Below are 24,906 nucleotides of genomic sequence, written 5' to 3'. Positions count from 1 at the left end.
AGAAATACCGGAAGTCCCCCTGGAGAGTACAGGGTAGATAGGGGTAAGGTGAAGGTACAGTAATGTACAGAGCTGATACTTACTAATCGGACGAAAGCTTAACCAGGAAGGTAAGAAGAGAGTTTTGTATGTTTGGATATAGTGTTCGGTTTTGAGGGTACAGTCCTTAGAAAGTCAGTCTCTGCAGTAGAGTGGAAAAAGCGAAGCTTTTTTCAGGAACGAGCAGAGCAAGTTTTTTTCCTCGATAGCTCAATGGTAGAGCAGCCCATGCGGTTACGTACCGGAAAGAGCTATACAGGATAAACAAAAGTCAATCTGTAGATTTGTGCAGGTTGTACAATAATCCTCGATAGCTCAATGGTAGAGCAACGACACGGTCGCACACCGAAGAAAAAGTGCAGAAAAACAGAATAATCCTCGATAGCTCAATGGTAGAGCACACGGCTGTTAACCGTGGGGTTGTTGGTTCGAGCCCAACTCGGGGAGCTTGAAAAGTCCTGTAAACATCAGCGTTTGCAGGATTTTTTGTTATCAATCATTTCATTTAAAAATTAAAAAAAGCAAGGTTCCATGCGCAATGCGATTGTGAACCGAAACCAAATACTTATCAATACATATCTACGGGATGCACAGAAATTGTTCGTGCTATCCGTCAAGACCTCATACATATCTGTATGGGGTTTTTGTTTTCCCCACATAACATATTATAAGATTGATATTTGTCAGTTGATTATAGAAAATATTTTTTCTGTTACATAGCCGATTGATTTTCAAAACGAGAATCAGTCGGTTTTTTTATTGCCCAAAACCCATACATAGCCATTCTGTATTATGCAGAGTGGCTATTAAATTTTTCAGGAAAGGAGGTAAACCGTGATGTCTAAATGTAAGGTAATCACCCTTGCAAACCAGAAAGGCGGAACGGGCAAGACCACGACTGCCGTAAACTTAGGGATAGGGCTTGCAAACGAGGGAAAGAGGGTGCTGCTTGTGGACGCTGATCCGCAGGGGGATTTGACAACCTCTTTGGGTTGGGCAGACCAGGACAATCTTTCTGTCACGCTGGCAACGCAGATGGAAAAGATTATCCGTGACGAACCGATGGAAGTGGGCGAAGGGATTTTACACCATGACGAGGGTGTAGACTTAATTCCGGCGAATATCGAGCTGTCAGGCATGGAAATCATGCTTGTAAACGCCATGAGCAGGGAGTTCACCATGAAATCCTATCTTAGCGGGTTGAAAAAGGATTATGACTATATCCTGATTGACTGTATGCCGAGTCTGGGTATGCTCACCATCAATGCGCTTGCGGCAGCGGACAGCGTGATTGTCCCGGTGCAGGCGCATTATCTGCCTTTAAAGGGAATGACACAGCTTATGAAAACCATAGGAAAGGTACAGAGGCAGATTAACCCCGGACTAAAGGTAGATGGCGTGTTATTGACGCTGGCAGATATGCGGACAAACCTTGCCCGTGCCACAGCCGACAATCTAAGGCAGAATTATGGGAGGGTAATCAAAGTGTACCAGACGGTCATCCCCGTTGCGGTGAAAGCGGCGGAAACCAGCGCCGCAGGGCAGAGCATTTACAGCTATGACAAGAACGGTGCGGCGGCAAAGGCGTATGGAGCATTTACGAGGGAGGTGGTACGCAGTGGCGAAAGAGATAAAAATGCCGCTTCCCTCAGCCGCTGACCTGTTCAGCACGCAGGAGGAACGGGACAACGAAAGCCGGGAATCCGTCAGGGAAATCCCATTAGAGGAAATCAGCGATTTTCCCAACCACCCGTTTAAGGTGAAGATGGACGAAAGCATGGCGGATATGGCGGAGAGCGTAAAGCAGTATGGCGTTCTGGTGCCTGCCCTTGTCAGGGAAAAGCCGGAGGGTGGTTATGAAATGATAGCCGGACACAGGCGTAAAATGGCGAGTGAGCTTGCAGAGAAAAAAGAGATACCCTGCATTGTCCGTAACTTGACAGATGATGAAGCAGTATTGATTATGGTGGATTCCAACCTGCAAAGGGAGCAGATACTACCATCAGAAAAAGCATTTGCCTATAAGATGAAACTGGACGCAATGAAAAGGCAGGCGGGCAGACCTTGTAAAAATAATTCTGTCCCAGTGGGACAGAATTTCGGACAGACATCAAGAGAGCTTTTGGCAGAGAAATCACCAGACAGCAATACCCAAATTCAGCGATATATCCGCTTAACCGAGCTAATCACACCGATACTGGATATGGTTGACAGCGGTAAAATCGCCATACGTCCAGCGGTAGAGTTGTCTTACCTGCCGAAAGAGCAACAGACAATCCTGCTTGACACCATGCAGTTAGAGGACTGCACACCGAGCCATGCGCAGGCGATTAAAATGCGTAAATTTGCAGACGAGGGGAGGCTGAATGGGGACGTCATCCTCTCTATTTTATCAGAGGAAAAGGGGAACCAGAAGGAACAGTTTCGTATGCCGAAAGAGCGTATCAGCAGATATTTTTCACCGGGGACGCCTGCGAAACAGATGGAAGATACGATTGTAAAGGCATTGGAGCTGTACCGGAAACGGGAACGGAGCAAGGACAGGGAACGGTAACATTGAGGCTTTCCACCGTGGGGCAACTATGCCCTTTTGCGGATAGCCTTTTTCACCGTTTCCCCCTTCCCACACCCTACCCCTTTTCGTTACCAGCCGAATACCAGCCGAAAAAACAATAAGGAGCCGGTGGCTATCCTTTTTCTGGCTGGCACAACAGAACCAACAGTTTACTAACCCTGCACATTGCAGGGATTTTTTTATGCCAAAAAATAAAATGGAGGTAAGTAGATTGAAGAAGTTAAAAGAAAGATTGAAAAGAGGGCTTGCCCTGATGATTGCGGCGGCATCCATTGTTTCCGTGCTTCCGTCCATGAATGTGTCGGCGGCGTCCCAAACAGCGAAGATTACCTTTGCGTACTGCCATGACGGGGCAGGCAACGCCATCCGTTACCAGCAGACCGTCACCCACGACGGGAGGGTATGCGGAGAGGCGGGGGAGGCAAGAACCCGTATCTATGCGGACGGGGAGCCTGCCTTCTGTATCCAGCCGGGCGTGTCGCTGCACACCGGGAACACATTGCAGGCAAATGCGTCCGAAACATGGAACGCCTTAAGCGGGAGCCAGAGGGACGCCGTGAACCTTGCGCTTTTGTACGGTTCGCAGGGCAGCATGGGGAGCCTTCCCGGTTCCGAGGATGAAAAGGTGGTTGCCACGCAGATGGTCATATGGGAGATTGTGACCGGGTGCAGGAACGCCAATGCCCCGTATAACCAGACGGACAGCAAGTTTTATAACAGCATCTGTGCAAATGGGGCGAATGGCGGCGTGTCCGCAGCGTACAGCCAGATCGTGGCGGGTATGCAGGAACACGGGACAATCCCAAGTTTTGCGTCCACCGACAGGAACGCTGTTGTAAAGGAGCTTTCATGGGACGGGGACAAATACGTTGTGAAACTGACTGATACGAACGGGGTTTTGTCAAAATATAACTTCACTTCATCCAACAGCAACGTGTCCGTGAGTGCGTCCGGGAATACCTTAACCATCACTTCCAAAAAGGCGGTGACGGAGGACGTGCTTTTATCCGCAACCAAGAGAAGCCCGGCAGTCAGCGGGACTCTGGTAGCCTATGGCGATGCGTCCTTGCAGGACGTCGTGGTGGGCGTGGAGAGTGCAGCCGACATCACGGTTTACCTGAGCGTGAAAATCCCTTATGGTCATGTGCAGATTGTCAAAACATCCGAGGACGGGATCGTGGAGGGCTTAAGGTTCCAGATTACGGGCAACGGAATCAACAAAACAGTGGTTACGGGGAAGAATGGAAAGATTAAGGTGGAGAACCTGAATCCGGGAACCTACACCGTGACCGAACTGACAGAGGATCGCTATGAGCCGCAGAAATCACAGAAAGTGACCGTTGCAGGCGGGCAGACCGCAAAGGTGGAGTTCTCCAACATCTTAAAGCGTGGGGATTTGAAAGTAATCAAAGGCTCAGAGGACAATCTGGTGGAAGGCGTGAGGTTCCATTTATACGGGACTTCCCTCTCTGGCGCAACGGTAGATGAGTATGCAGTGACCGACAGGAACGGTGTCGCTATGTTCTCTAACATCCTCATTTCCGGCTCCACACCATATACCCTTGAGGAAGTGGATACCGCAGTCCGCTATGTCATCCCGGAGAAACAGAGCGTTACGATTAAGTGGAAAGAGGTCACAAACGCAACCGTGACAAACATCTTAAAGAAGTTCCGTGTCAACGTGACAAAAACGGATAAGGAAACCGGGGAGCCGCAGGGCGACGCAACAGTGGCAGGCGCAGTATATGGTATTTATGACGGGGACACCCTGATCGACACCTACACCACCGACAGCGAGGGGAAATTCACCACGAAATATTATATCTGCGGCGACAACTGGAGCGTCCGTGAAATCACGCCGTCCGAAGGCTACCTGCTGGACGAAACCGTACACCATGTAGGGGCGGAGGCGAAGAATTACACGGTGGAGCTGAACACCACGTCCAATGACGTGCAGGAGCAGGTCATCAAAGGGCGCATTTCCATCATCAAGCATACCGATGACGGCAGCACGCAGATTGAAACGCCGGAGGAAGGCGCAGAGTTCCAGGTGTATTTAAAGCGTTCCGGGAGTTTTGACAATGCAAAAGAGAGCGAGCGGGACACACTGGTATGCAATGAATATGGATATGCGGAAACAAAAGACCTGCCTTACGGCGTTTACACCGTCCACCAGACCAAAGGGTGGGAAGGCAGCGAGCTGATGAAGGATTTCGACGTGTATGTCAGCAGGGACGGGGAGGTTTACCGCTACCTGATCAACAACAGGCCGTTTGCGTCCTATATCAAGATTGTGAAGAAAGACGCTGAAACCGGGAACACCATCCCCCTTGCAGGCGCAGGCTACCAGATTTACGACGGGGCAGGGGAGCTTGTCACCATGAAGTACACCTACCCGGAAGTGACGGTGCTGGATACGTTCTACACCGGGGCGGACGGATACCTGATTACGCCGGAGGAGCTGCCTTTTGGGGAGTACACAATGGTTGAGGTGCAGGCTCCCTATGGCTATGTGCTGGATTCCACGCCCATCCCGTTCACCGTGGCGCAGGAAAACTCCACCGAGGAAAGCGGCGTCACCGTTGTGGTGACGGAGCAGAAGAACGTGCCGCAGAAAGGAAAAATCCTTGTGTCAAAGACCGCCGAGGAGTTTGCTGGCGTGCAGGTTTCCGGTGACGGCTTCATCGACAAAGACGGGGATTTAACCGAGGACGGCAGCATCTATACCCCGGTCTATGAAGTGGCCGGGAAAGCGGGGGCGGTATATGAAATCATCGCCGCAGAGGACATTGTGACGCAGGACGGAACTGTGCGGGCAGGCGCAGGGGAAGTCGTGGACACCGTCACCACCGATGAGGACGGGAACGCAGAGACGAAAGAGCTGTATCTGGGAAAATATAAAGTCGTGGAAGTGACTGCGCCCGATGGATGTGTGCTGAATATCGAAGCCCATGAAATCGAGCTGGTCTATGCGGGGCAGGAAGTTTCCGTGACGGAAACCGACACCGCCTTTTACAATGAGCGCCAGAAAGTGACGGTTGACTTAACAAAAGCACTGGAGCAGGACGAAGCCTTTGGCATCGGGAACAAAGGGGAAATCCAGAACGTAGCCTTTGGACTGTATGCGGCAGAGGACTTGACCGCTTCCAATGGTGACGTCATCCCGGCAGACGGACTCATTGAGATTGTATTCTGCAACACGGACAGCATGGCATTTTTTACAAGCGACCTGCCTTTCGGGAATTATTATGTGAAAGAAGTATGCACCGACCAGCACTATATCCTTTCCGATGAGAAGTACCCGGTGGAGTTCTCCTATCAGGGGCAGGATGCGGCGCTTGTGAGCATCCATGTGCAGGACGGGGAACCCATTGAAAATGAGCTGCTCCGTGGAAGAATCGAGGGAATCAAGGTGGACACGGAGGACAAGCCGCTGGAAAATGCCACCATCGGCCTGTTTTCGGCAGGTACAGAGGAATTTACCGAAGATACCGCACTGCTGGTGTCCGTAACAGACGCAGACGGGGCATTTGCCTTTGAGGACGTGCCGTTTGGAACCTATATCGTGCGGGAGATTGCGGCACCGACAGGGTATGTGCTGAACGAAGCACTGCATTATGTTTCTGTTACGGTAAATGAAGAAGTGATTGAGATTAAAATCACGGATAAGCTGATTATCGGCAGCGTCCGTCTGACAAAGGTTGACGCAGACTACCCGGCAAACAAGCTGACAGGCGCAGTCTTTGAGCTGTATCAGGACACAGACGGAAACCAGAAATTCAACCCGAAGAAAGACGCACTGGTTGCTGAAATCCCGGAAATTTCCGAAGGCATTTACCAGACGGACGGGTTATTGTATGGCGGTTACTTTGTAAAAGAAAAGACAGCGCCGGAAGGGTTTGTGCTGGATGAAAATGTCTATTTCTTTGAGATAAACGAGGACGGGAAGATTGTGGATGTGGAGAATGAGGCAGGTGTAGGGTTTATCAATAAGCCGATTACCGGAAAGCTGGAGCTGACAAAGACGGACGTATCCGACGGGAAGCTGCTCCCCAATGCGAAGTTCCGCATTAAGGATGAGGACGGGAATGTAGCTGCAACGGGCGTGACCGATCAGGACGGGCTTGCCACATTTACGCTCCGCTATGGCAAGTACACCTATCAGGAATATGACGCACCGGAAGGCTACCTGATTGACGAAAGGGAGTTCCCGTTTGAAATCAAAGAGGACGGGCAGGTTGTGAAAGCGGCCATGACCAATGAGAAAAAGCCAGTGGAGATTATCACCACGCCAAAGACGGGCGATGAGAGCAACGTGGGGTTGTGGATTGCCTTATCCGCCTTATCCGTGGCGGGAATCGGCGTGTTCGGCGTTCTGGCGGCAATGAGCAGGAAAAGGAAGGAGGACTAAGGTTATTATGAAAGCAAAGACAGGAATCAGTATTGCGCTTGTGGCATTTATCGTGGTTGCAGCGGTATTCTTAAAAATCCGCAGGAAGAAAGGGTAAAACAAACCCATGCGGTAATTCAGGCGAATCTATGTAGGAAGTGTTACGGGGCGGCGGTAAGCCGCCCTTTACATACCGGAGGAAAGGAGGTTTTCGAATGGCAGAGAGATTTAATTCCGGGATGGCAGAGAGGTTCGGCATAACCGCCGCCCTGCTTTTGGAGCATATCTGGAGGGAAGTGAAAGAAAACGAGTTCCACCATAGACATTGCTATGAGGGGAACACATGGATGAGATGCAGCAGAAAGGCGTTTACCGTGCATATGCCCTATCTCAGCAGGGGCATGATAACGTGCGGGATTGGCAGGCTGAAAAAAGCCGGGATTCTGGTGCAGGGCGAACACAATGGGAGCCGCTTTGACCGGACGGCATGGTATGCCTTTACCGAATATGGAAAGAAAGTCATGGAAGGAAGCGAGGACGGGGCGCATGGATAACAGGGCTTTTGCATATGGCGGGAAACATTTTGTCCCGGTGAGGAAGTTTGAGAAAAAAGACGGGGACTTTTACCAGATTACACGCAGGCTTAAGAGGGATTTGGAGTTTGGCTTTTTCCGGTCAGACTGCTATGGGAAGGACGGGCAGAAAGCGGAATACAGCCATGAGGGATTTTATGCGGCGTCCCCGGACAAAACCTGCGATATTTTCCGGTGCGTGGAAAATGGAAGGCTGTATGTCCCGTGTGAATATGAGTTGCAGGAATACGGCGAGCTGCCACAGCAGGAGAGGAGGAAAGGCTATGAGCGATGAAAAAGAGAAGCGGATGGTAGAAAGCTATGAGATTACGCAGGGAATCCAGATCGGGGACAAGGAAGTCATATTCGGTGTGGATGAAAAGGCAGAAATGCCGTATCTCTGCGCTTTTTATGTCAGCAACAGCATTATGGAATCCTATCAGGAGTGCATGGTGGGCGATGATTACGCCGAGATTATGGAGCTGTTTGCCGACCGGGTGAAGGCACAATGCGTAAAGGTGCATGGGGAGCAGGAAAAAGTGGATGTGCCGAGGGAAAAAATCACAGCGGACAGGTGTATCCCCACGTTCCAGTGCGGGGACATCGTAGGAAAAGTAATGGCGGTCAAGCCGGAGGCGTTAAGGCCGGAGTACCGTTCTGCGGAACACCAGTTAATCTTAGTGACAGGCGGGAACGGTGCGAGGGAGCGTTCCTTTGGGAGCGCCTGCTACTGTATCACCCTTTATTCCGGCGAGCGTGAGAGGTGGGAGCGGTATGACCTTGCGGGCGAGGTAAAGCCGGAGTGCCTGCCGGAATGGGCAAAGGAACGCTTTGCGGAAATTCAGAAACAGGAGGCGGCGAAAGCTGCCCCGAACCAGAATCAGAATAAGGATATGGAGGTGCGTTAAATGGATAGTTTCAGAACCAATGCGGGGTTTGTCATCACAACATCCATCCCCGTGGGAAATGCCGAGTTTGTTTTGGGTGTAAACATGAAGAACCCCAATTCTTTCGTCACATGGGAGTGCAAGGGACAGACGGATTACTTTTGGGGGCATTATACGGACAGCCTGCTGAAAGCTACAAAAGACTTATGCCAGCGGGCAATGGATGAAATTCTGTATCTGGAGCAGAGGGAGGAAAAAGCGGCGCAGAGGAACCCGGACAGCGGGTATCATCTGGAAGCATTCGTAAAATACGGGGACAGCAGTGCGGTGATCCAGTTCCCAACGCCGGAATTGGCGGATGTGCTGGGGAGCATTGGAATCACGCAGCCACCGGAAAAGGTATATCTCAAAGCGTATTCCGACATAGAAGTGCAGTTGCAGAATGGCGGGAATAAAGTGTCCGACGCACTGGTGCGGCTGTTCCGGGACGACAATTCGCTCCGCATGGTGAACGAGGTTGCAAAAGCAGTGTTCCATTCTGATTGCCGGGTATATGAATGGGTGGAAAAGAACCTGCGGGATGACCGCTATAAATCCGTGGAGGACGTATTGCGTGACGCAGTGGACTATGGGAAATATTTAAAGGACGTCTCCCATAAACAGAAAAAGGCAGGCGGAAGGGAGGAACGCTGATATGGAAATCCGGGCAATGGAGCAGGAAGAACAGAAATACACTTACAGGCAGAGTATGCAGATTCAGGGGCAGACCGGGAGCATCGGGTATCTCCGTGGCGATTTTGGGAGCCGGGGGAATGAATTTTACACCACATGGAACGACCACAGGCAGTCATTGAAAACGGAAGAATTTCAGGCGGAATTTGACGGGGTTATCAATGCGTTGCGTTCTGAAGAATACGGGCTTTTAGAGAGCCGGAGCAGAATGAGAAGTTATGCAGGAAGTTTCCCCGACAGTTCATTTTCAGGGAATTGCGGCACAGAGTACGGCTTCCGGGTGGATACAGAGAAACACGCCTACCTGATACGGTGCAACCCCGTAAAAGGGGACTATAATTTTTACTGTTTCTGCTATGTAAAAGAATGGCTGGACAGCCATATGAAAAAGGCAAGGCAGGGCATACGCTTCATTGATCCGCACTACAAAGAGCTGTTCCGCATCCCGGACGGGGAAAAGATTCTCATTACGACCGGATGGGGCGAAAAGAATGAGCGGGTTTGCAGGTTTATCGACGAGTACCACAGCGAGATTGGCAGCAATATATACCATATCTGCGAATTTGCCGAGCGCATGGAGCGGAGCGGGGCAGCCTGTGAGCCAGTGCAGGCGGAGCCGCAAAAGAACAAAAATATGGAAACACCCTCCGGGTATCCCTCTATGTGCAAAAAGACGCACAATCATAAGGAAAGGTAGGTAATTTTATGGCGCAGATAAACAATAAATATGTCCGTTCCCTCTCAAAGCTGATGGAGGCGGGATTTAGCGATGAAAAGGCAATCCTTGCCATGACGATGGACGATATTCTGGCACTGCCTGGTATTTCCGTGGCGGAGATTGTGATGATAAACGGGATTCAGAAAGCGGTGAAGGCAAACAAGGTCATCACGTTTTTGGGCGGCGGAGAAGTATAGCAGGAAAGGCAGGTGCAGACACATTGGCAAAAAAGAGATTTGATATTATCACGGAGCTTTACGCAGAAGCCGTAAAGGAAGTGGCCGCAACGCCGGAAAACTGGATGGCTTTCTTAAACTCTGCCTGCCGCAATTACCGCCTGCCCTTTGACGAGCAGTTGTTAGTCCATGTGCAGCGTCCGGATGCCACCGCAGTCTTACAGATGGAGGACTGGAACAGGAAGTTTGGACGTTGGGTGAAGCGGGACTCCAAAGGGATTGTGGTCATTGACAAAAATGCAAAAACCATGCGCTTAAAGCACTACTTTGACATTTCCGACACGCAGGAGGGACGCTACCGCCGTCTGGTGCGCCCCGTTCCTTTGTGGGAGGTAGGGGAGAAATACAGGCAGGACGTGCAGGAAACCCTTGCAAATGCCTTCGGCGTGTCCGGGGAAAGCTTAGATTTTGCGGGAACCATACTGGAGGCGGCGGAAAACGCAGCCGATGACAACATCGCAGATTATTTAAAGGATATTTTAGCTTACCGCACGGGCAGCTTTTTAGAGGAACTGGACGAGTACAGCGTGGAAGTGCAGGCAAAGAGCCTTTTATCAAGCAGCATAGCCTACATGGTAATGGTGCGGTGCGGCATAGACACGGAAACCTATCTGGATAAAGACGATTTCCGAAACATCACGGATTTCAACACGCCGGAGCTTGTGAACCTGTTCGGCACAGCCACCAGCGACGTGGCGGAAATGGCGTTGGGGGAAATCTCCGACACCATCCTGAAACTGCAAAAAGAGGAAAAAAGAAGGAGCCGCACATTTGCCGGGGAAAATGCAGGCAGGTATAATGAAAGCGAGAAAGACAAAAACAACGCTTCGGAAAGGGGTTTTGATGATGAGAGAGATAGCTTACAGCAAACAGGGCGATTACCTTCTGCCGGACATCACCGTACCGGACGAACCGGAAGTACACCTTGGGAAGTACGGCTCACTGCGCCGGAATTACCTGAAAGAGCAGCATTACGGGATATTCTTAAGCCTGCTGACGCAAGGGAAGCTGAACCAGCACCTGAAGGAAACGCAGGAGGAGGCGCAGGGCAGGATGGAGCAGATCGTGTCGCAGATGGCACAGTCGCAGGAGGTGACGGAGGAACTGAAAGCGAAAGACCAGATGTTGTGGCTTTCGATGATGAACAACATCCGGCAGGCGGCGGAGGAAATCGTGATGAACGAACTGGTTTACGCATAACGTCCAAAGAACCGGAGCCGCAGGCAGAAGGCGGTTTGTCGGCGGAAGGGATGCCAGAGGCACAGGAACCGGAGCCGCAGGCGGACGGTGACTTGCCCACAGAAGATAAGCCAGCGGAAGTTTTAGCGGTTTATGACAGAAGCAGCGAGGACAGCTCTTTTCCTTTTTTCGGGGAGGATGAGGACATCAAATCGCTGCTTTTGTCTACCCCGCATTTGAAAGCGGACAAAGGGGAAATCCGGGCATTTTTTGAAAGCCATGAGGACGAAAAAGAACGGACGGAGTATATCAAAGGGATATTCAACAATGAGTACACGGAAATCACGCTGGAGGACGGCAGGCGTGTAGGATATAAAACCTACCAGAACGTGCTCCATATGTGGGAGGGGAGCTACCTTTCCCGCACTTCACAGTCCTATTTTGACTGGGGAAAAATCGCAGGATATTTTGAGGGTATGCGGCTTTTGGGGGAGCTGAAAGATAAGATGAACCCGCTCCCGACCGTGGAAGGGCAGCTTAGCCTGATGGAAGATTTAGCAGAGGAAAAGACCTCTGCTTTTTCTTTTTCCCAGGAAATCATTGATACCGTCATCAAGACCAGCGCCGATTTGAAGCCGGGGAAATACGGCATTTATGTCTATTTCCTGAAAAACCGCACGAACCAGCAGAAGGCGGACTATCTCAAAAATGCCTATGGGTTTGTCGGCGCTTATCCGGTAATTACGGGAACCGGGATTGATATGCTTGCCAGCAGTGAAGGGATGCAGATTATAAAGGGTGAAACGGAAATCCTGCTGAAATGGGGAAAGGTTGCAAAGCGCATTGACGAGCTGATTGCCGCAGGGCGGTATATGACGGAAAAAGAAATGGAGTACCTGCCGGAGTATGAAAAAAGCGTCCTTACGGCTGAAATCTACCATTTTTATACGAACCAGCCGGAGGAAGTGGCGCGCCCCTATCCGTTTGGTTCAGAGTACCGTGCAGGCGTGAAGGCAATCCGGCCGCAGATTGACATCCCGGAGCGTGTGGAAGAAATCTTGACCGTAATGGCGGAAGTGCTTAATAATACCGCAGATTATGACAACCGTTATCCATTCATGCAGAAGGTGTACCGTGACCTTACGGACTACCAGGACGGGAAATTCAGTCTGATTTCCCCCATACCAGCCGAAACAGAAACACCGTCCCTGCCGGAACCGGAGCCGCCCATTCCCCCGGAGGGGAAAAAGGCAGAGCCGGACAGCCTTGCAAAAAGGCTCAATGAACTTTATAAGGAAACCGACCTGCGGGCATATGAGGCAAACGTGGAGCAGGGGGAATCCGAGCAGGAAACGATAGCACAGATTGAAAAGCAGTTTTCAAACCCGGACGAGGTTGGGGCGATTTTAGATTACCTTATCAGCGTCCAGCAGGCAACGGAGCCGGATGTGGAAGCGTATCTGGAGCTTGCGGGACTGATTGAGGAAGTGCAGGGGCTTCCGGCCATGAACCAGCCCTATGACCTTCAGCCGGAAACCGTGGTGTATATCGGCATGGAGAAATATGAAATCCTTACCATGACCGACAGCATGGTAGTATTGCATGACCTCACCTACCCGCTGTTCACGAAAGATATGCCCCGTGAGGAATTTGACCGCAAGCTGCGTGAAAACCCGGCAAATGACCATTTGAAAACCAAACGGCCATTGCCGGAACCACCAGCCGAAAAGAAAAACACAGAACCCCTTCCCGCAGGGGACGGGCAGGGAACCGCTTCACCAAAGACAAAAAAAGAGGAAATCCCAGAAGAAAGCCTTACCGTGGCACAGAAAAATTACCGTGCCCTCATGGAGCTTGCGCCGGAGGTGCTGCGTGGGGAAACGGAGTCAAAATCATTTGAAGCGGGACAGTCTTTTATGCCGCTTACCGTGGAGGGCATCGGGGAGAACCGCATTGCAATCTCCCATTATTACACGCAGAACGGGGATTCCCTTGCCGATCCGGATATGGAGTTTGTGTTCGACCATGAGGCTAAGACCTTAAACGCAAGGACATTCCAGCAGGATAATTTAAACCGTTTTGAGCAGGTAGTGACAGACGGCGTTGTGGACGAGGCACTGGAGAGCGAATTGAATGATTTTGCAAGCCAGTGGTTCCAGAATATCCGGGAACAGGGATATTTGCCGACCAGAGAGGAAAAGCAGCTAACGGAAAGCGACGTCCCAATCGGCACGGAAAAAGAAGGCAATGAACAGGCAGACCTTGCGCCGGCGTGGGAGAAGAAAAAGCCAGCGGGCAGGATACGGGGCTTTGACCTGCACCCGGAAATCCCAAAGGAGCAGCGGAGCCAGTACCGGATTACCAATGACGAGCTGGGGCATGGGACGCCAAAAGAGAAGTTCCGGGCGAACATTGCCGCCATCCAGCTATTGAAGAAGTGCGAGGAAGAGGACAGGTACGCAACGCCGGAGGAGCAGGAAATCTTATCAAAGTATGTGGGCTGGGGCGGCTTGTCGGACGCATTTGACGAAACCAAATCCGCATGGGGATATGAGTACCTGGAACTGAAAACCGTATTGACGCAGGAGGAATACGCCGCCGCAAGGCAGTCAACCTTGACCGCATTTTACACGCCGCCCGTTGTCATCCGTGCCATGTATCAGGCATTGGAGAATATGGGCTTAAAATCCGGCAACATCTTAGAGCCGTCCTGTGCGGTGGGCAATTTCATCGGCATGAAGCCGGAGAGCTTATCAGACTGCAAGATATACGGGGTGGAGATTGACAGCATATCGGGCAGGATTGCAGGGCAGCTTTACCAGAAATCCACGGTTGCCGTGCAGGGGTACGAAGAAGCGGAGCTGCCGGACAGCTTTTTTGACGTGGCAATCGGCAACGTCCCGTTCGGCCAGTTTAAATTATCCGACAGGCGGTATGACAAAAACAACTTCCTTGTGCATGACTATTTTTTTGCAAAGACGCTGGATAAAGTCAGGCCGGGCGGCGTGATTGCGTTTATCACGTCATCGGGGACGATGGACAAGAAGAACCCGGCGATACGCAAATATATCGCACAGCGGGCGGAGCTTTTGGGAGCGATACGCCTGCCCAACGATACGTTTAAGAAAAATGCGGGGACGGAAGTGACCTCTGATATTTTATTTTTGCAGAAGCGTGACCGCATGGTGGAAACGGAGCCGGACTGGTTATACCTTGATGTTGATGAAAACGGGATTACGCAGAACCGCTATTTTGTGGAACACCCGGAGATGGTGTTGGGCGAGATGGTGATGGAAAGCACGAAGTACGGCATGGACAGCGCCTGCCGCCCGTATGAGGACGCCAGCCTTGAAACCCTGCTTGCAGGGGCGGTGGAAAACATTCAGGCGGAGATTGCGGAACAGGAAACGGACGAATTAGTGGAGGAAGAAGATAACTCTATCCCCGCCGATCCGTCCGTTGCCAATTTCTCCTTCACCGTTTCTAACGGGAAAATCTACTACCGGGAGAACAGCCGCATGAAACCCGTGGAGCTGTCCGTGACCGCCGCAAACAGGGTAAAAGGCATGGCTGCCATCCGTGACTGTGTGCGGGAGCTGATTGCTTACCAGACGGAAGGGTACGCCGATACGGTCATCGAAGAACAGCAGAGGAAGTTAAACCAACTGTACGATGCGTTCCAGAAGAAGTACGGGATACTCAATGCCAGGGCAAACAGCATGGTCTTTTCGGACGATAACAGCTACCCGCTGCTCTGCTCTTTAGAGATTGTGGCGGAGGACGGCATACACGCACGGAAAGCCGATATGTTCCATAAGCGCACCATCAAGCCGCATCAGGCGGTGACAAAGGTGGACACAGCCAGCGAAGCGTTGTCGTTATCTTTGTCCGAGAAAGCCAGAGTGGACATGGACTATATGTGTTCCCTAACCGGAAAAAGTGCGGAGGAAATCGAGCGGGAGCTGTCCGGCGTGATTTTCCGCCTGCCAAATGTGGCGGGAGAGGAGCCTGAATTTGTTTCGGAAGATGAATATTTATCCGGCAATGTCCGGGAAAAGCTGAAAGAGGCGAAGCTGGCGGCGCTGGCGTCCGAAGCCTATCAAAGCAACGTGGAGGCGCTGGAAAAGGTACAGCCGAAGGACTTGACCGCATCGGAAATCAGTGTGCGGTTAGGAGCCACATGGATTCCCATCAGCGACGTGTCTGAATTTATGTTCCAACTGCTGGACACGCCCAACTACAACCGATGGAATATCAAAATCCATTTCTCCAAATTCACCGGGGAGTGGAACATTGAGGGAAAGAGCAATGACAAGGGGAACCCGAAGGCGAACAACGCATACGGGACGCACCGTGCCAACGCCTATAAGATTATCGAGGATACGTTAAACCTGCGGGACACCCGTGTCTATGACTATATCCCCACCGAGGACGGGAAGAAAAAAGCAGTCCTAAACAAAGAGGAAACCGCCATAGCACAGGGCAAGCAGGACTTAATCAAGCAGGCGTTCCAGGACTGGATCTGGCAGAACCCGGAGCGCAGGCAGAGATTGACGGCCTATTACAATGAGAATTTCAACGCCATCCGGCCGAGGGAATATGACGGGAGCCATTTGAATTTCTATGGCATGAACCCGGAAATTAAGTTAAGGCAGCACCAGAAAAACGGGGCTGCCCGCATCATTTACGGAGGGAACAGCCTGCTTGCCTATGTGGTGGGGGCTGGAAAAACTTATACGATGGTTGCGGCGGCGATGGAGTGCAAAAGGTTGGGACTCTGCAACAAATCCATGATTGTGGTTCCAAACCACATCATAGAGCAGTTTGCCGCCGAGTGGCTCCAGCTCTACCCTGCCGCCAACCTGCTTGTGGCCACCAAAAAGGATTTTGAAACCAAGAACCGGAAGAAATTCTGTGCGAGGATTGCGACCAGCGACATTGACGCAGTTATCATCGGCCACAGCCAATTTGAGAAAGTGCCGCTCAGCACAGAGAGGCAGCAGCGTATGCTGGAGGAGCAGATTGATGAAATCATAGACGGGATAGCGGAGGCGAAGCGCAACGGAGGGAGCAGGTTCACCATCAAGCAGATGGAGAAATCAAAGAAATCCCTGCAAACCAAACTGTCAAAATTAAACGACCAGAGCCGGAAAGATGACGTGGTATTCTTTGAAGAACTGGGCGTTGACCGTCTGTTTGTGGACGAGGCGGACGGCTACAAAAACCTTTACCTTTACACAAAAATGCGGAACGTGGGCGGCATTGCACAGACGGAGGCGCAGAAATCCTCCGATATGTTCATGAAGTGCCGCTATCTGGACGGGATAACGGGCGGGAAAGGCGTGATATTTGCCACCGGAACGCCGGTATACACACCCTATACATGGTTAAAATAAGAAGTTTCGGTAGCCCCTATAGAATGTCAAAGGTATCTATAAGGGGCTACCAAGTAAGTCCCATTAAATACTAAAATTAATTTCAACTCCATTTTCATCAGAAATGTACACGACATCAATCATAGTAGCAGCCAGAGCGTGTTTTTCTTCAACAGTAAGAGAAGCCCAGCGGCTCATTGGATCTACTAACGGAGCTGCGTCAATCTCTTTATATTTCCGGGCTTTTGCCTGCAGTTTGGTTTCCAATTCAGATTTTTTATCATGGAGCATATTTACACGTTGCCGGATGTACTCAGAAAGTACATTGTCCGCATCTGCCAGCTTCTCCATTAACTTGCGGATCTCATCTTCAATCCGTATGATTTCAGCTTTAATATTCTCTGATTCGGAATCTGGTTTGTGGCACTCTGATTTAGCGATCACAAGGTTTTCAATCCGTTCCTTCATGGCATGGAAAACGATATCCTCAACATCATCCGGCCTAGTCTGGAGTCGTTTTTTAATGCATCCATTTGCTTTGTATGCTCCGTGATCATCGAAGTACCGCCATTGTTTTGTCCTGGATGCATTCCATCTATATGAAAGTGCCAGTGCATAATGGCAATGTCCGCATTTGGCAAGCCCGACAAGCCAGGAGTTCTTTGCGCCACCGTTGTTTGGTATTTGTGAATTATGTGATTTCTTGTCCTGAACGGCAAGCCATGTTTTAGAATCCACAAGTCCCTCATGATAACCGATCTTGACATATTCTGTACCGTCCCGCCTTTTATGCCGGAATAATCCATGAATACCATCAAACGCATCGATGTCATCAATGATTTCAAAACCTTTGGATATCAGATATTGGTACACATCTTTATCTGCCCTGACATACAGTGGGCTTTCAAGTAACCTGGAGAAATGACTTCTATCCATATTACTTTTTGGCGTTCTGTTGACATCAATACCATTATTGCGGAAGTAAAACAAGATGTCAGTTAAAGAAGTTTCAGGGTCTTTGTAAAGCTGATATGCGGTTCTGACCACATCAGCTTTATCAGATGGAACCAAAACGGAACCATTTTTCCCATTTACAGTCCTACGCTCCGGTATATAGCCGTAATAGAATTTGCCGCCTTGGTAAAATCCTGTTTCCAGTGAGCGAGTGCTGTAGGCATCTGCCACACGTCCCGCTATCGTCTCACGCTCAAACTCCGCGAAATTCAGCAGGGTATTCCGCATCATGCGCCCTTCCTTTGTTGCCGTGTTAAACGGCTCTGTAAGGGAAACTACACTGACACCGTAGCTGTCGAGAGTATCAGTTACATTGAGATATTCCCTCATGTTGCGGCTGAAACGGTCGTATTTTTTCACAAAGATGCGCCCAATCAGCCCATCTTTGGCATCAGCCATCATGCGCTGAAAGTCCGGCCTGTGCTCAATGTCTTTGCCGCTTTTGCCGTCATCACAATAGATACAGTAATCTTCCCCAGCGTTTAATGATTTTTTGCAATCCGCTATCTGGCTGTCAATGGAGAGGGAATTGTTGTCCTTGTCCTTATCGCTTACCGAGCGCCGTACATAGATTGCTGTTATTTTTTTCATGTTGTCAGCCTCCATAAAATAAAATGTAAGCCGATAACACGTTATCCGTTTACAGTATAACATATACCGGCTTACATTGAGAATATATCATTGAGAAATTTCAGGATTCAGTATATCGTAGATTCTGTTTATCTTCTGCTGTCGGGTGCTTTCGTGGACATTTTCGGGGATATGTACTACAAGCTTTATTCCCTGTAGGGATTTTGGTTCTATAGTACAACCGCCCTTTTTTGTCAGTCCTACATCAGCGTTACGTTCGCTCAATTTCCTCACCTCCCAGACAAATGGTTTTCATACAAACCTACTATGTATCGATTCATTCCTTGAGCAGTCTGCAAATAAGTCTGTGCTATTTGCATGGAGCATTTGCAAATATAAACCCATGTATTATGCGGGTTTTAGCCATTATTTGCATATTTGCAGATAATTTGGTATATAGCAGAATCAGTTAAAATCTTATTGCGGTATAAACAGTGTAATAGCTGATTAATTCTTTAAAGCCATAAAAATCAAATCATCATTTTTTGTGGAGGATTCCGGTTTAATCCCTCTGTGTTTGAAAGACTTAGGACTCATTTTTGCAAAGATTCTTATTGTCTGTTCAGAAATGTACGGAGCCGGATCTGTAGGCTGGGTAACATTGTTGTTAGCTAATACAGCACCTTTTGCCAAACTTGGTGGATTATCGTTATCATTTACAACGATAATATTTGTTGCCGGACAAAGTGTGTTGCGGCGAAGGATAGAAGGTCCTTCAAAGTCATACAAAACTTTTGGATTGATGTAAGGCTCATTTGTCTGAACCTCTGCAATCATAGAATTACATTCATAATTTAGTATTTCTTTATAAAGCCGGACTGCTACCGGATGCCCTTTCTGAAGCGGAAGCTGCAAAAGGTTCAGTACTCGATTGGGAGTTCCTGGATAACCATCGGGCTGTTCCTCATTTTCACATAAAAACTGATAAAACAGGATCTTCGCCATGATTATGCTTGAAAATAAATCCCGTTGCGTTGCCCATTTTCGCAGGATATCCAAACTTCTGATGTTATTTTCGCTCATGGTTGGCTCTCTGCTTTGCAGTAGCTTGATATAGGCTAAGCGTGCTGATGCATGAGACACCGTATTTTTAATTTTCTCGAAGCAGGATGTTGCGGTTCCTAAATCTTTTTGAATCAGGCGTGACAATTCTCCAAGGCAAACCATACCCCAGTAATATAGAAATTCATCATTGTATATTCTGGTAGTATCGTTTTCAATTTCAACAGATGTCAAACATTCTTGGAGCTGACATACCGTGCGGATTACAGGAGGGGCTTCTTTCTGGATGTCAGCATACAAGAACTTCAGGGCTTCAACATTTCCATTTAAAGCTTTGAATCCCAAATAGCTATAAGCGGCACTTGTATGATGTAAATAGGATGTATCATGCATTTTGAGTCCCCCATTTCTTTTTCAGTTCAGTTTTCTGCTTACTGTTTAGAAAAAAGCTACCATTTTCGATTTCTTCCCACAGTTCCTTGCAATGCTCTTTTCTTTTTTTCTTATCTTTCTTCCATTTCCGTGTTGTCTTTCTATTTTCTTTTTCACATTTTTCCAGCATTTCATTAAATTTCCATTGCGTGAGGCCGGAATCGTGATTGTTCGTATCATAAGGAACAGGAACATTTTCGGTATCGGCAACACTGGCAAGGTAAGCAACAATTTCAGATATGGCCATATTTGTAATGGTATGGCCGTTCAGACACACTTTTGAAAAATCCTGAGAGAAATCAATATCAAATGGAATCCCATCAATTAGTTGCATTTCCTCTTCCAAAGATATTTTCTGCATTTCGACGCAGGCTCCGATCACTTGGAGATTCTTTTTCCGAATCATATGTTTTGCCTCCTGATAAAAGTTTACTAAAAGTATTTGCTTCAAATTTAATGCACTGGTATCGCCTTCCGCACACATTTAGGCGGTGGATATATGTACCTCTGCTTTCGGGAAGGATATAGTTGCTATTCGCTAATTTTTTTCTTAATACAGTTTCATTAATCGTGAATTCCCTCCCAAAGCGATGATAGTATGATGCAACTTTTTGGAGTGCGATATTGTTCTTCAAATATACAAATCCAGTTTTAGTGAAACCAATCGTTGAGTCGTCGTTATCAGCGATATAATCAGAATTCCGCGCTTGTAGTTGGGGGATTTTTACTTCCTTGGTATCAAGAAGATATTGCAGTCCATTGAAAAATAGCTTTATATCATCCAACTCGGAGACACGCTCGGTCTGCCTCATCATAAGTTTATGAAATATCGATAAGGATTCTGCTAAGTAATCCTTTTGCTGCTTTTCATCAATGGCATCAATTCGTCTTGCATAGCTTAAAAACTCCGAAAATGACAGATACAGCCAGACACACATGTCATTTGTGCGGTTATCTACCAGGATATCCTGTTTAAGAGAATCTTTCCGCAGGACATTGCGTTCCTGCAAAAATCTTCCAGCTATCTTCCTGCAATATGCGTCCAATCCATGACAGCTGATATCCATGATATAGTCGCGTATAAATGCCTGGTACTCACTGTGGCTGTCTTGGAAATAGGCTAATTTATCTATGTCTACGTGGTTACGTTCCATCTCTAAAATTAATAACCGCGCAAGTGTGGATTGGACTTCGATTTGAATCTGTTCTGCTGTCGCAACGGCTAAACATCTGGCAATATTTTCAACTGTACCGTTTTTGGCATTTGCTTTCTGAATTCCGCCGGAATCATCGCTGCACATGCGGATCAATTTGCTTAGTTTTAACAGCATATTCCGGCTTTCAGTTTTTGTGGCTCCCGGCTTAAGGTCGTCTACAATAACTGTTTTATCGCAGGTATTTCCAACCACCCTGTCAAATGCTGCTGATGTCGCTTCGAAATTAAGGTCTGCTTTTCTGCCATGAACATGGTCAAAAAACAAAGTGGCAATGGTTGTCTTGAAAGACTGCGTAGGGGCAAGGAGACAAATAATGCCTTTAAAATAAATGCCGTTTTCTACCATCCTGCTGTGAATCAGAGATAAAAGTTCGGTTGCCAGCAAGGGTATAGTAGTCGTATGTGGAGCCACATTAAGCATTTCGAGAGCATGTTTACAATGCGATTTTGCATTGAACAAATCCTGCTCCCTGCCAGTCAGTTTCTGACCGTCAAAAATGTAAGCATCCTCATCGTCTTGCATCCAGCCGGAATATTCATATATGTCTTCCGTTGGCGCAAACCTGGCCATAGCCCGTATCAACGCTTTTAGGAGTTTTTCTCCCCCTTTCAAATATGAGTACTCAAATCCCATTTCATCAATCCAGCGACCAGAATTCAGTTTCTGTGCTTCCAGACAGATAATCTTTGGAGCAGTATCGCGTCCTAAAATCAACAGTTCAATGAAGACTTGCGGCTGTTCCCTGGAGTGGCGGATGATTACTTTTAACGGAATAGCGCCAAAGTTTGTGAACGGGTCTTTATCGATCATAAAGGAGGCGTTGTTGTTATGTTTCAAAACACATAATTCCGCATCGTGTCTTGCATAATGCTGAAGAACATAATTCAACAACTCCACATGTTCTGGCAAAATGCTTGTGTTCCCTTGTATTTCTGAAGCTACCCTCTGGTACTGTTGCTTTAGGGTAGGATAAGAAGCTTTGTTTCTGGCATCCTGAGTTTCATTCTTGGCGCTCTGTGTTTCAGATCTGGTATTCTGTTCTGGTGTTGGTCGGCAGATAGGTTTAAAGCCGAATTTTTCTTGTTGTACATTTTCATTTTCGTCCATATAGTTTGCTCCTCCTGCAAATGTGTATCTGTTAATGGCTAAATAAAATCATTATCCAAAGTACTGTTGTCATAAAAACGTTCTTTCTGAATGGATATGCACCAATGATATCAGATGAAGACATATGAAAATTGGACGTTTTGACTTTCACGCAAAAAAATAAAGCCCGGCTTAGCCGGGTTTTATTTGAGAATTTTGATTTATTCATTTGATGTGGCAGGTTTTCTTTTAGGCGATTCCGGAAATAAAGAGTCATTAATCAAAGTGAAAGTCTTTTTTAGCTTCCTAAAATAAGCCTGCGTTTCTTTATCCAGTTTTTCCCATAGTTTAACAGGAAGCTTAGACCATATTTCATTTGATTGATGGTAAGATAACATATTATAGTGTTGGCTGATAAAATTTTTAATATCCTTGTAATCAGATGAGGTGTACTCTAAGTGGTATCGGCAGAGTTCATATACTTTAGCCCGGATAAACTGATGGTGGGTCAGCTGGATGCAATAAGAACTTAGATCAAATTTATCATCGCCTTGTATCTGTTTGTGCAATTCGTTTTCTACCATAAAAAGAGGCCTATAATAGTTGCATTTAATTTTTAGGTACAAATCATTATTGTTTTCATGAGGTACTAAGACTGCGGGATGGAATCGTTTAACTAAGAAAGTATAGTCAGCATTCTCAGCCTCGATTTTAGGAATAATGTTCATAAGCTTAAAAATAAAGTCTATTCGTTTATAAGATTCTATAAAATAATAATCCATTGATTTTTCAAAATATTTTTTTGGAGATTCATTTTCCACGGGTAATATTTTTTTAACAAAGCTGTGATAATCTTTAAGGTCATCAACAAATCTTTCGCAAGTATAGTTTCCGTCCTCTTTAAGCTGTCTCCGATATTGTCTGGATGTGATCATATATTGATTACAGTACATATAATTCCATACATATCTTGCCTTTTTCTTTTTAGCATTCTCATTTGCTTTAGGGGAGAAATATTTTTCATATATGTTATGATTTATGCCTAGTGTCTCTAGTTCCTCTTGAAGCTCTGGGGAATTCTTTATCATTTCGGAATAAATATTCATTCCACGTTTTATACAGTTGCGGACTTTATCTGCAAAAATATTCCGAACTGCATCAGGCTCCAATATATTCATTAAATAATCAGAGGATGAATATCCATGTTGTGTCATTTCTACTGATTCCTGTCTGTATTTATCAAAAAGGAGATCGAATATTAATTGTTCCATTAAAAGATTTTTGTCTATATCGCTGAAATCAATAGAATAAAAGCGTTCGAATATCTGCTGTGCCGCAGATATATATCCATCTAATACGTTCTTTAGGCCATCAATGGAATCAATTCGCAGTCGCTTTTTCTCTTCGCCAAGTCTTGGCGGCACATTACCTTCAGATAGTATAATCTTTCTGCTTAAGGCATGGTAATCTGTAATTAGGCAATACCCATCTTTATCAATTAGATCAAAAAAAGTCCCGTCATTAACGGTGATGTATTTAACATTAGTTATATCGTGTTGAGTAATTCCATTCATTTTTTATCCTCTAATTCACTGCTGATTGATATTTGTCTGAGAACTTCGATTTTGCTATGTGCAAAGACAGTTAGTAGGATGGTGTTATTCGTAGAGTTAAGTATACCATATTCCCATAAGGATTTCTAATACATTTTTTAATAGCGTATGGCTCTCTGGACGTATGAAACATCGCATTAACTATATATTCTTATAGCATAAGAATCCTTGTGCCGCTTATGGCACAGGGATTTTTTGCAGTACAGAAAGTGAGGTGAGAAATATATAATGATGGAATCTACTGGTTTAAAAAGCGAATATTCGATTTTCAAACAGCACAAGGAACCTTTTAACGGTTCGCAAAAAGGTTCTTCAAAAGGGGATGATAAAGGCTCCTGAAAAGAACCTTTTAAAGACTGGATTTCGGACATTATGCGCTGGTAAACTGTGTTTAGGCATGTTTGTGTAAGAGGAGGTGGCAGTGTGATGAACATTGACCTGGACAATCTGAATGAAGAAATGGTTTACGAAGCCTTTGGGGTTGATGGGAATGAAGGTGAAGCCCTGAATGACATCTATCTGGAACTTTTTGAACTGATCGGTCGCGACGGTATGCTCAAACTGTTCAAATACTTCCGGGGCGATAAAATTGACTGCCCCATGCGGCTCTATCGCCCGGAGTTCGTGGCAGACCTGGCAAAACAGACAACAGACAGGCGTGAGCGTGCCAAGATTGCCAGAGCTGCCGGATATACGGTCAAATTTATTGAGACGATGCTGCGCAAGCGGAGGGATGAAGATGAGGATGAATAATGCGGTGCAAAGACACGCAGGCCTCATCTTATTCCATGCGCTTCAGCTTCCGTATCCGGATAGACTTTTTGACGGCATTGGCAGCTTCCAGCATAACGTACACCTCATCGGGGTCACAGTCGGAAAAGACTTTCTGCACGTCACCCAGCAGATGCGGCTTTGAATCGTGTACGCTGTCGGACAGTAGCCTGTCTACACTGGTATGCAGGGCATTGGCAATCTTTACAAGCGCCGGCAGGCTGATTTTGGTTGAAGCGACCTCTGTGTGGGAAATGTGCTGGCTGGTCAGTCCAACCATTTCGGCCAACTGTTCTTGTGACAGCCCTGCGGCTAACCGGGCCGCACGGATTCTTTGTCCCAGTAATTTATAATCCATATCTGTATCTCCTCGTCTAAAATTCTGATATTTGTATTGTATAGGCGAATGAGCTATGGTAGAATGGACTGCATAAGCGA

At 47.6% G+C, this 24,906-nt stretch carries 18 protein-coding genes, 1 tRNA gene, 1 rRNA gene and 1 pseudogene; 14 read left to right on the top strand and 7 right to left on the bottom strand.

All coding sequences use genetic code 11. From position 1 onward, the window contains the following. The 13 genes and pseudogenes from NSB25_RS18955 to NSB25_RS29740 all read left to right on the top strand — a co-directional run. A 23S ribosomal RNA gene (locus tag NSB25_RS18955) occupies window positions 1–106 on the top strand; the annotation flags it as partial. A 308-nt stretch (window positions 107–414) separates the two neighbouring features. Further along, a tRNA-Asn gene (locus NSB25_RS18950) sits at window positions 415–486 on the top strand. A gap of 390 nt (window positions 487–876) precedes the next feature. Continuing rightward, entirely contained in the window at window positions 877–1,698 is an 822-nt protein-coding gene (locus tag NSB25_RS18945) for a ParA family protein (RefSeq protein ID WP_257479295.1), read from the top strand. Then, on the top strand, window positions 1,676–2,593 hold the full coding sequence (locus NSB25_RS18940; RefSeq protein ID WP_257479296.1) for a ParB/RepB/Spo0J family partition protein: 918 nt from the start codon (window positions 1,676–1,678) through the stop codon (window positions 2,591–2,593). Before NSB25_RS18945 ends, NSB25_RS18940 begins: the two co-directional genes overlap by 23 nt. A 274-nt stretch (window positions 2,594–2,867) precedes the next feature. Then, the gene (locus NSB25_RS18935) at window positions 2,868–7,025 is read left to right on the top strand and encodes a SpaA isopeptide-forming pilin-related protein (RefSeq protein WP_242982551.1); all 4,158 of its coding nucleotides are present in this window, start codon (window positions 2,868–2,870) and stop codon (window positions 7,023–7,025) included. 194 nt (window positions 7,026–7,219) lie between these two features. Next, window positions 7,220–7,558, top strand: a complete 339-nt coding sequence (locus tag NSB25_RS18930; RefSeq protein ID WP_103241285.1) for a hypothetical protein — start codon at window positions 7,220–7,222, stop codon at window positions 7,556–7,558. Next, window positions 7,551–7,871, top strand: a complete 321-nt coding sequence (locus NSB25_RS18925) for a hypothetical protein (RefSeq protein WP_103241284.1) — start codon at window positions 7,551–7,553, stop codon at window positions 7,869–7,871. Before NSB25_RS18930 ends, NSB25_RS18925 begins: the two co-directional genes overlap by 8 nt. Next, entirely contained in the window at window positions 7,861–8,484 is a 624-nt protein-coding gene (locus tag NSB25_RS18920; protein ID WP_103241283.1) for a hypothetical protein, read from the top strand. Before NSB25_RS18925 ends, NSB25_RS18920 begins: the two co-directional genes overlap by 11 nt. Further along, window positions 8,485–9,156, top strand: a complete 672-nt coding sequence (locus tag NSB25_RS18915) for a hypothetical protein (RefSeq protein ID WP_207656183.1) — start codon at window positions 8,485–8,487, stop codon at window positions 9,154–9,156. A gap of 1 nt (window position 9,157) precedes the next feature. Continuing rightward, window positions 9,158–9,892, top strand: a complete 735-nt coding sequence (locus NSB25_RS18910) for a hypothetical protein (RefSeq protein WP_103241282.1) — start codon at window positions 9,158–9,160, stop codon at window positions 9,890–9,892. 8 nt (window positions 9,893–9,900) lie between these two features. Next, window positions 9,901–10,110 carry a hypothetical protein gene (locus NSB25_RS18905; protein ID WP_103241281.1) on the top strand — a complete coding sequence of 70 codons (210 nt, stop codon included), beginning with the start codon at window positions 9,901–9,903 and terminating at the stop codon, window positions 10,108–10,110. Between the two features lie 822 nt (window positions 10,111–10,932). Beyond that, window positions 10,933–11,349, top strand: a complete 417-nt coding sequence (locus tag NSB25_RS29745) for a TnpV protein (protein ID WP_306817656.1) — start codon at window positions 10,933–10,935, stop codon at window positions 11,347–11,349. A gap of 1,520 nt (window positions 11,350–12,869) precedes the next feature. Further along, window positions 12,870–16,724: pseudogene (locus NSB25_RS29740) on the top strand (DUF6908 domain-containing protein); the annotation flags it as partial. Between the two features lie 63 nt (window positions 16,725–16,787). On the opposite strand, the gene NSB25_RS18890 reads toward NSB25_RS29740, so the two are convergent. The 6 genes from NSB25_RS18890 to NSB25_RS18865 form a co-directional block, all read right to left on the bottom strand. Beyond that, the gene (locus NSB25_RS18890) at window positions 16,788–18,308 is read right to left on the bottom strand and encodes a recombinase family protein (RefSeq protein WP_242982549.1); all 1,521 of its coding nucleotides are present in this window, start codon (window positions 18,306–18,308) and stop codon (window positions 16,788–16,790) included. An 87-nt stretch (window positions 18,309–18,395) separates the two neighbouring features. Further along, a complete protein-coding gene (locus NSB25_RS18885) occupies window positions 18,396–18,572 on the bottom strand; it encodes a hypothetical protein (RefSeq protein ID WP_172455205.1) in 177 nt (58 codons plus the stop codon). Window positions 18,573–18,794: 222 nt separating this feature from the next. Then, window positions 18,795–19,742 (bottom strand): hypothetical protein, encoded by a 948-nt coding sequence (locus tag NSB25_RS18880; RefSeq protein WP_103241279.1) that lies wholly within the window; start codon window positions 19,740–19,742, stop codon window positions 18,795–18,797. Next, window positions 19,735–20,127, bottom strand: coding sequence for a hypothetical protein (locus NSB25_RS18875; protein WP_146040131.1), 393 nt, complete (start codon window positions 20,125–20,127; stop codon window positions 19,735–19,737). Before NSB25_RS18875 ends, NSB25_RS18880 begins: the two co-directional genes overlap by 8 nt. Next, window positions 20,102–22,105 (bottom strand): hypothetical protein, encoded by a 2,004-nt coding sequence (locus NSB25_RS18870; RefSeq protein WP_103241277.1) that lies wholly within the window; start codon window positions 22,103–22,105, stop codon window positions 20,102–20,104. The genes NSB25_RS18875 and NSB25_RS18870 overlap by 26 nt, the downstream gene beginning before the upstream one ends. Window positions 22,106–22,305: 200 nt before the next feature. Beyond that, the gene (locus NSB25_RS18865; RefSeq protein ID WP_103241276.1) at window positions 22,306–23,658 is read right to left on the bottom strand and encodes a hypothetical protein; all 1,353 of its coding nucleotides are present in this window, start codon (window positions 23,656–23,658) and stop codon (window positions 22,306–22,308) included. A gap of 465 nt (window positions 23,659–24,123) precedes the next feature. Here NSB25_RS18865 and NSB25_RS18860 point away from each other — a divergent pair, with 465 nt between their 5' ends. Further along, on the top strand, window positions 24,124–24,450 hold the full coding sequence (locus NSB25_RS18860) for a hypothetical protein (protein WP_242982550.1): 327 nt from the start codon (window positions 24,124–24,126) through the stop codon (window positions 24,448–24,450). A 28-nt stretch (window positions 24,451–24,478) separates the two neighbouring features. Here NSB25_RS18860 and NSB25_RS18855 read toward each other — a convergent pair whose 3' ends face one another. After that, window positions 24,479–24,826, bottom strand: a complete 348-nt coding sequence (locus tag NSB25_RS18855) for a helix-turn-helix domain-containing protein (RefSeq protein WP_103241274.1) — start codon at window positions 24,824–24,826, stop codon at window positions 24,479–24,481. Window positions 24,827–24,906 lie beyond the last annotated feature (80 nt).

This window comes from Acetatifactor muris (genome assembly GCF_024623325.1).
Lineage (GTDB): Bacteria > Bacillota > Clostridia > Lachnospirales > Lachnospiraceae > Acetatifactor > Acetatifactor muris.
This window is presented reverse-complemented; position numbering and strand designations above follow the sequence as displayed.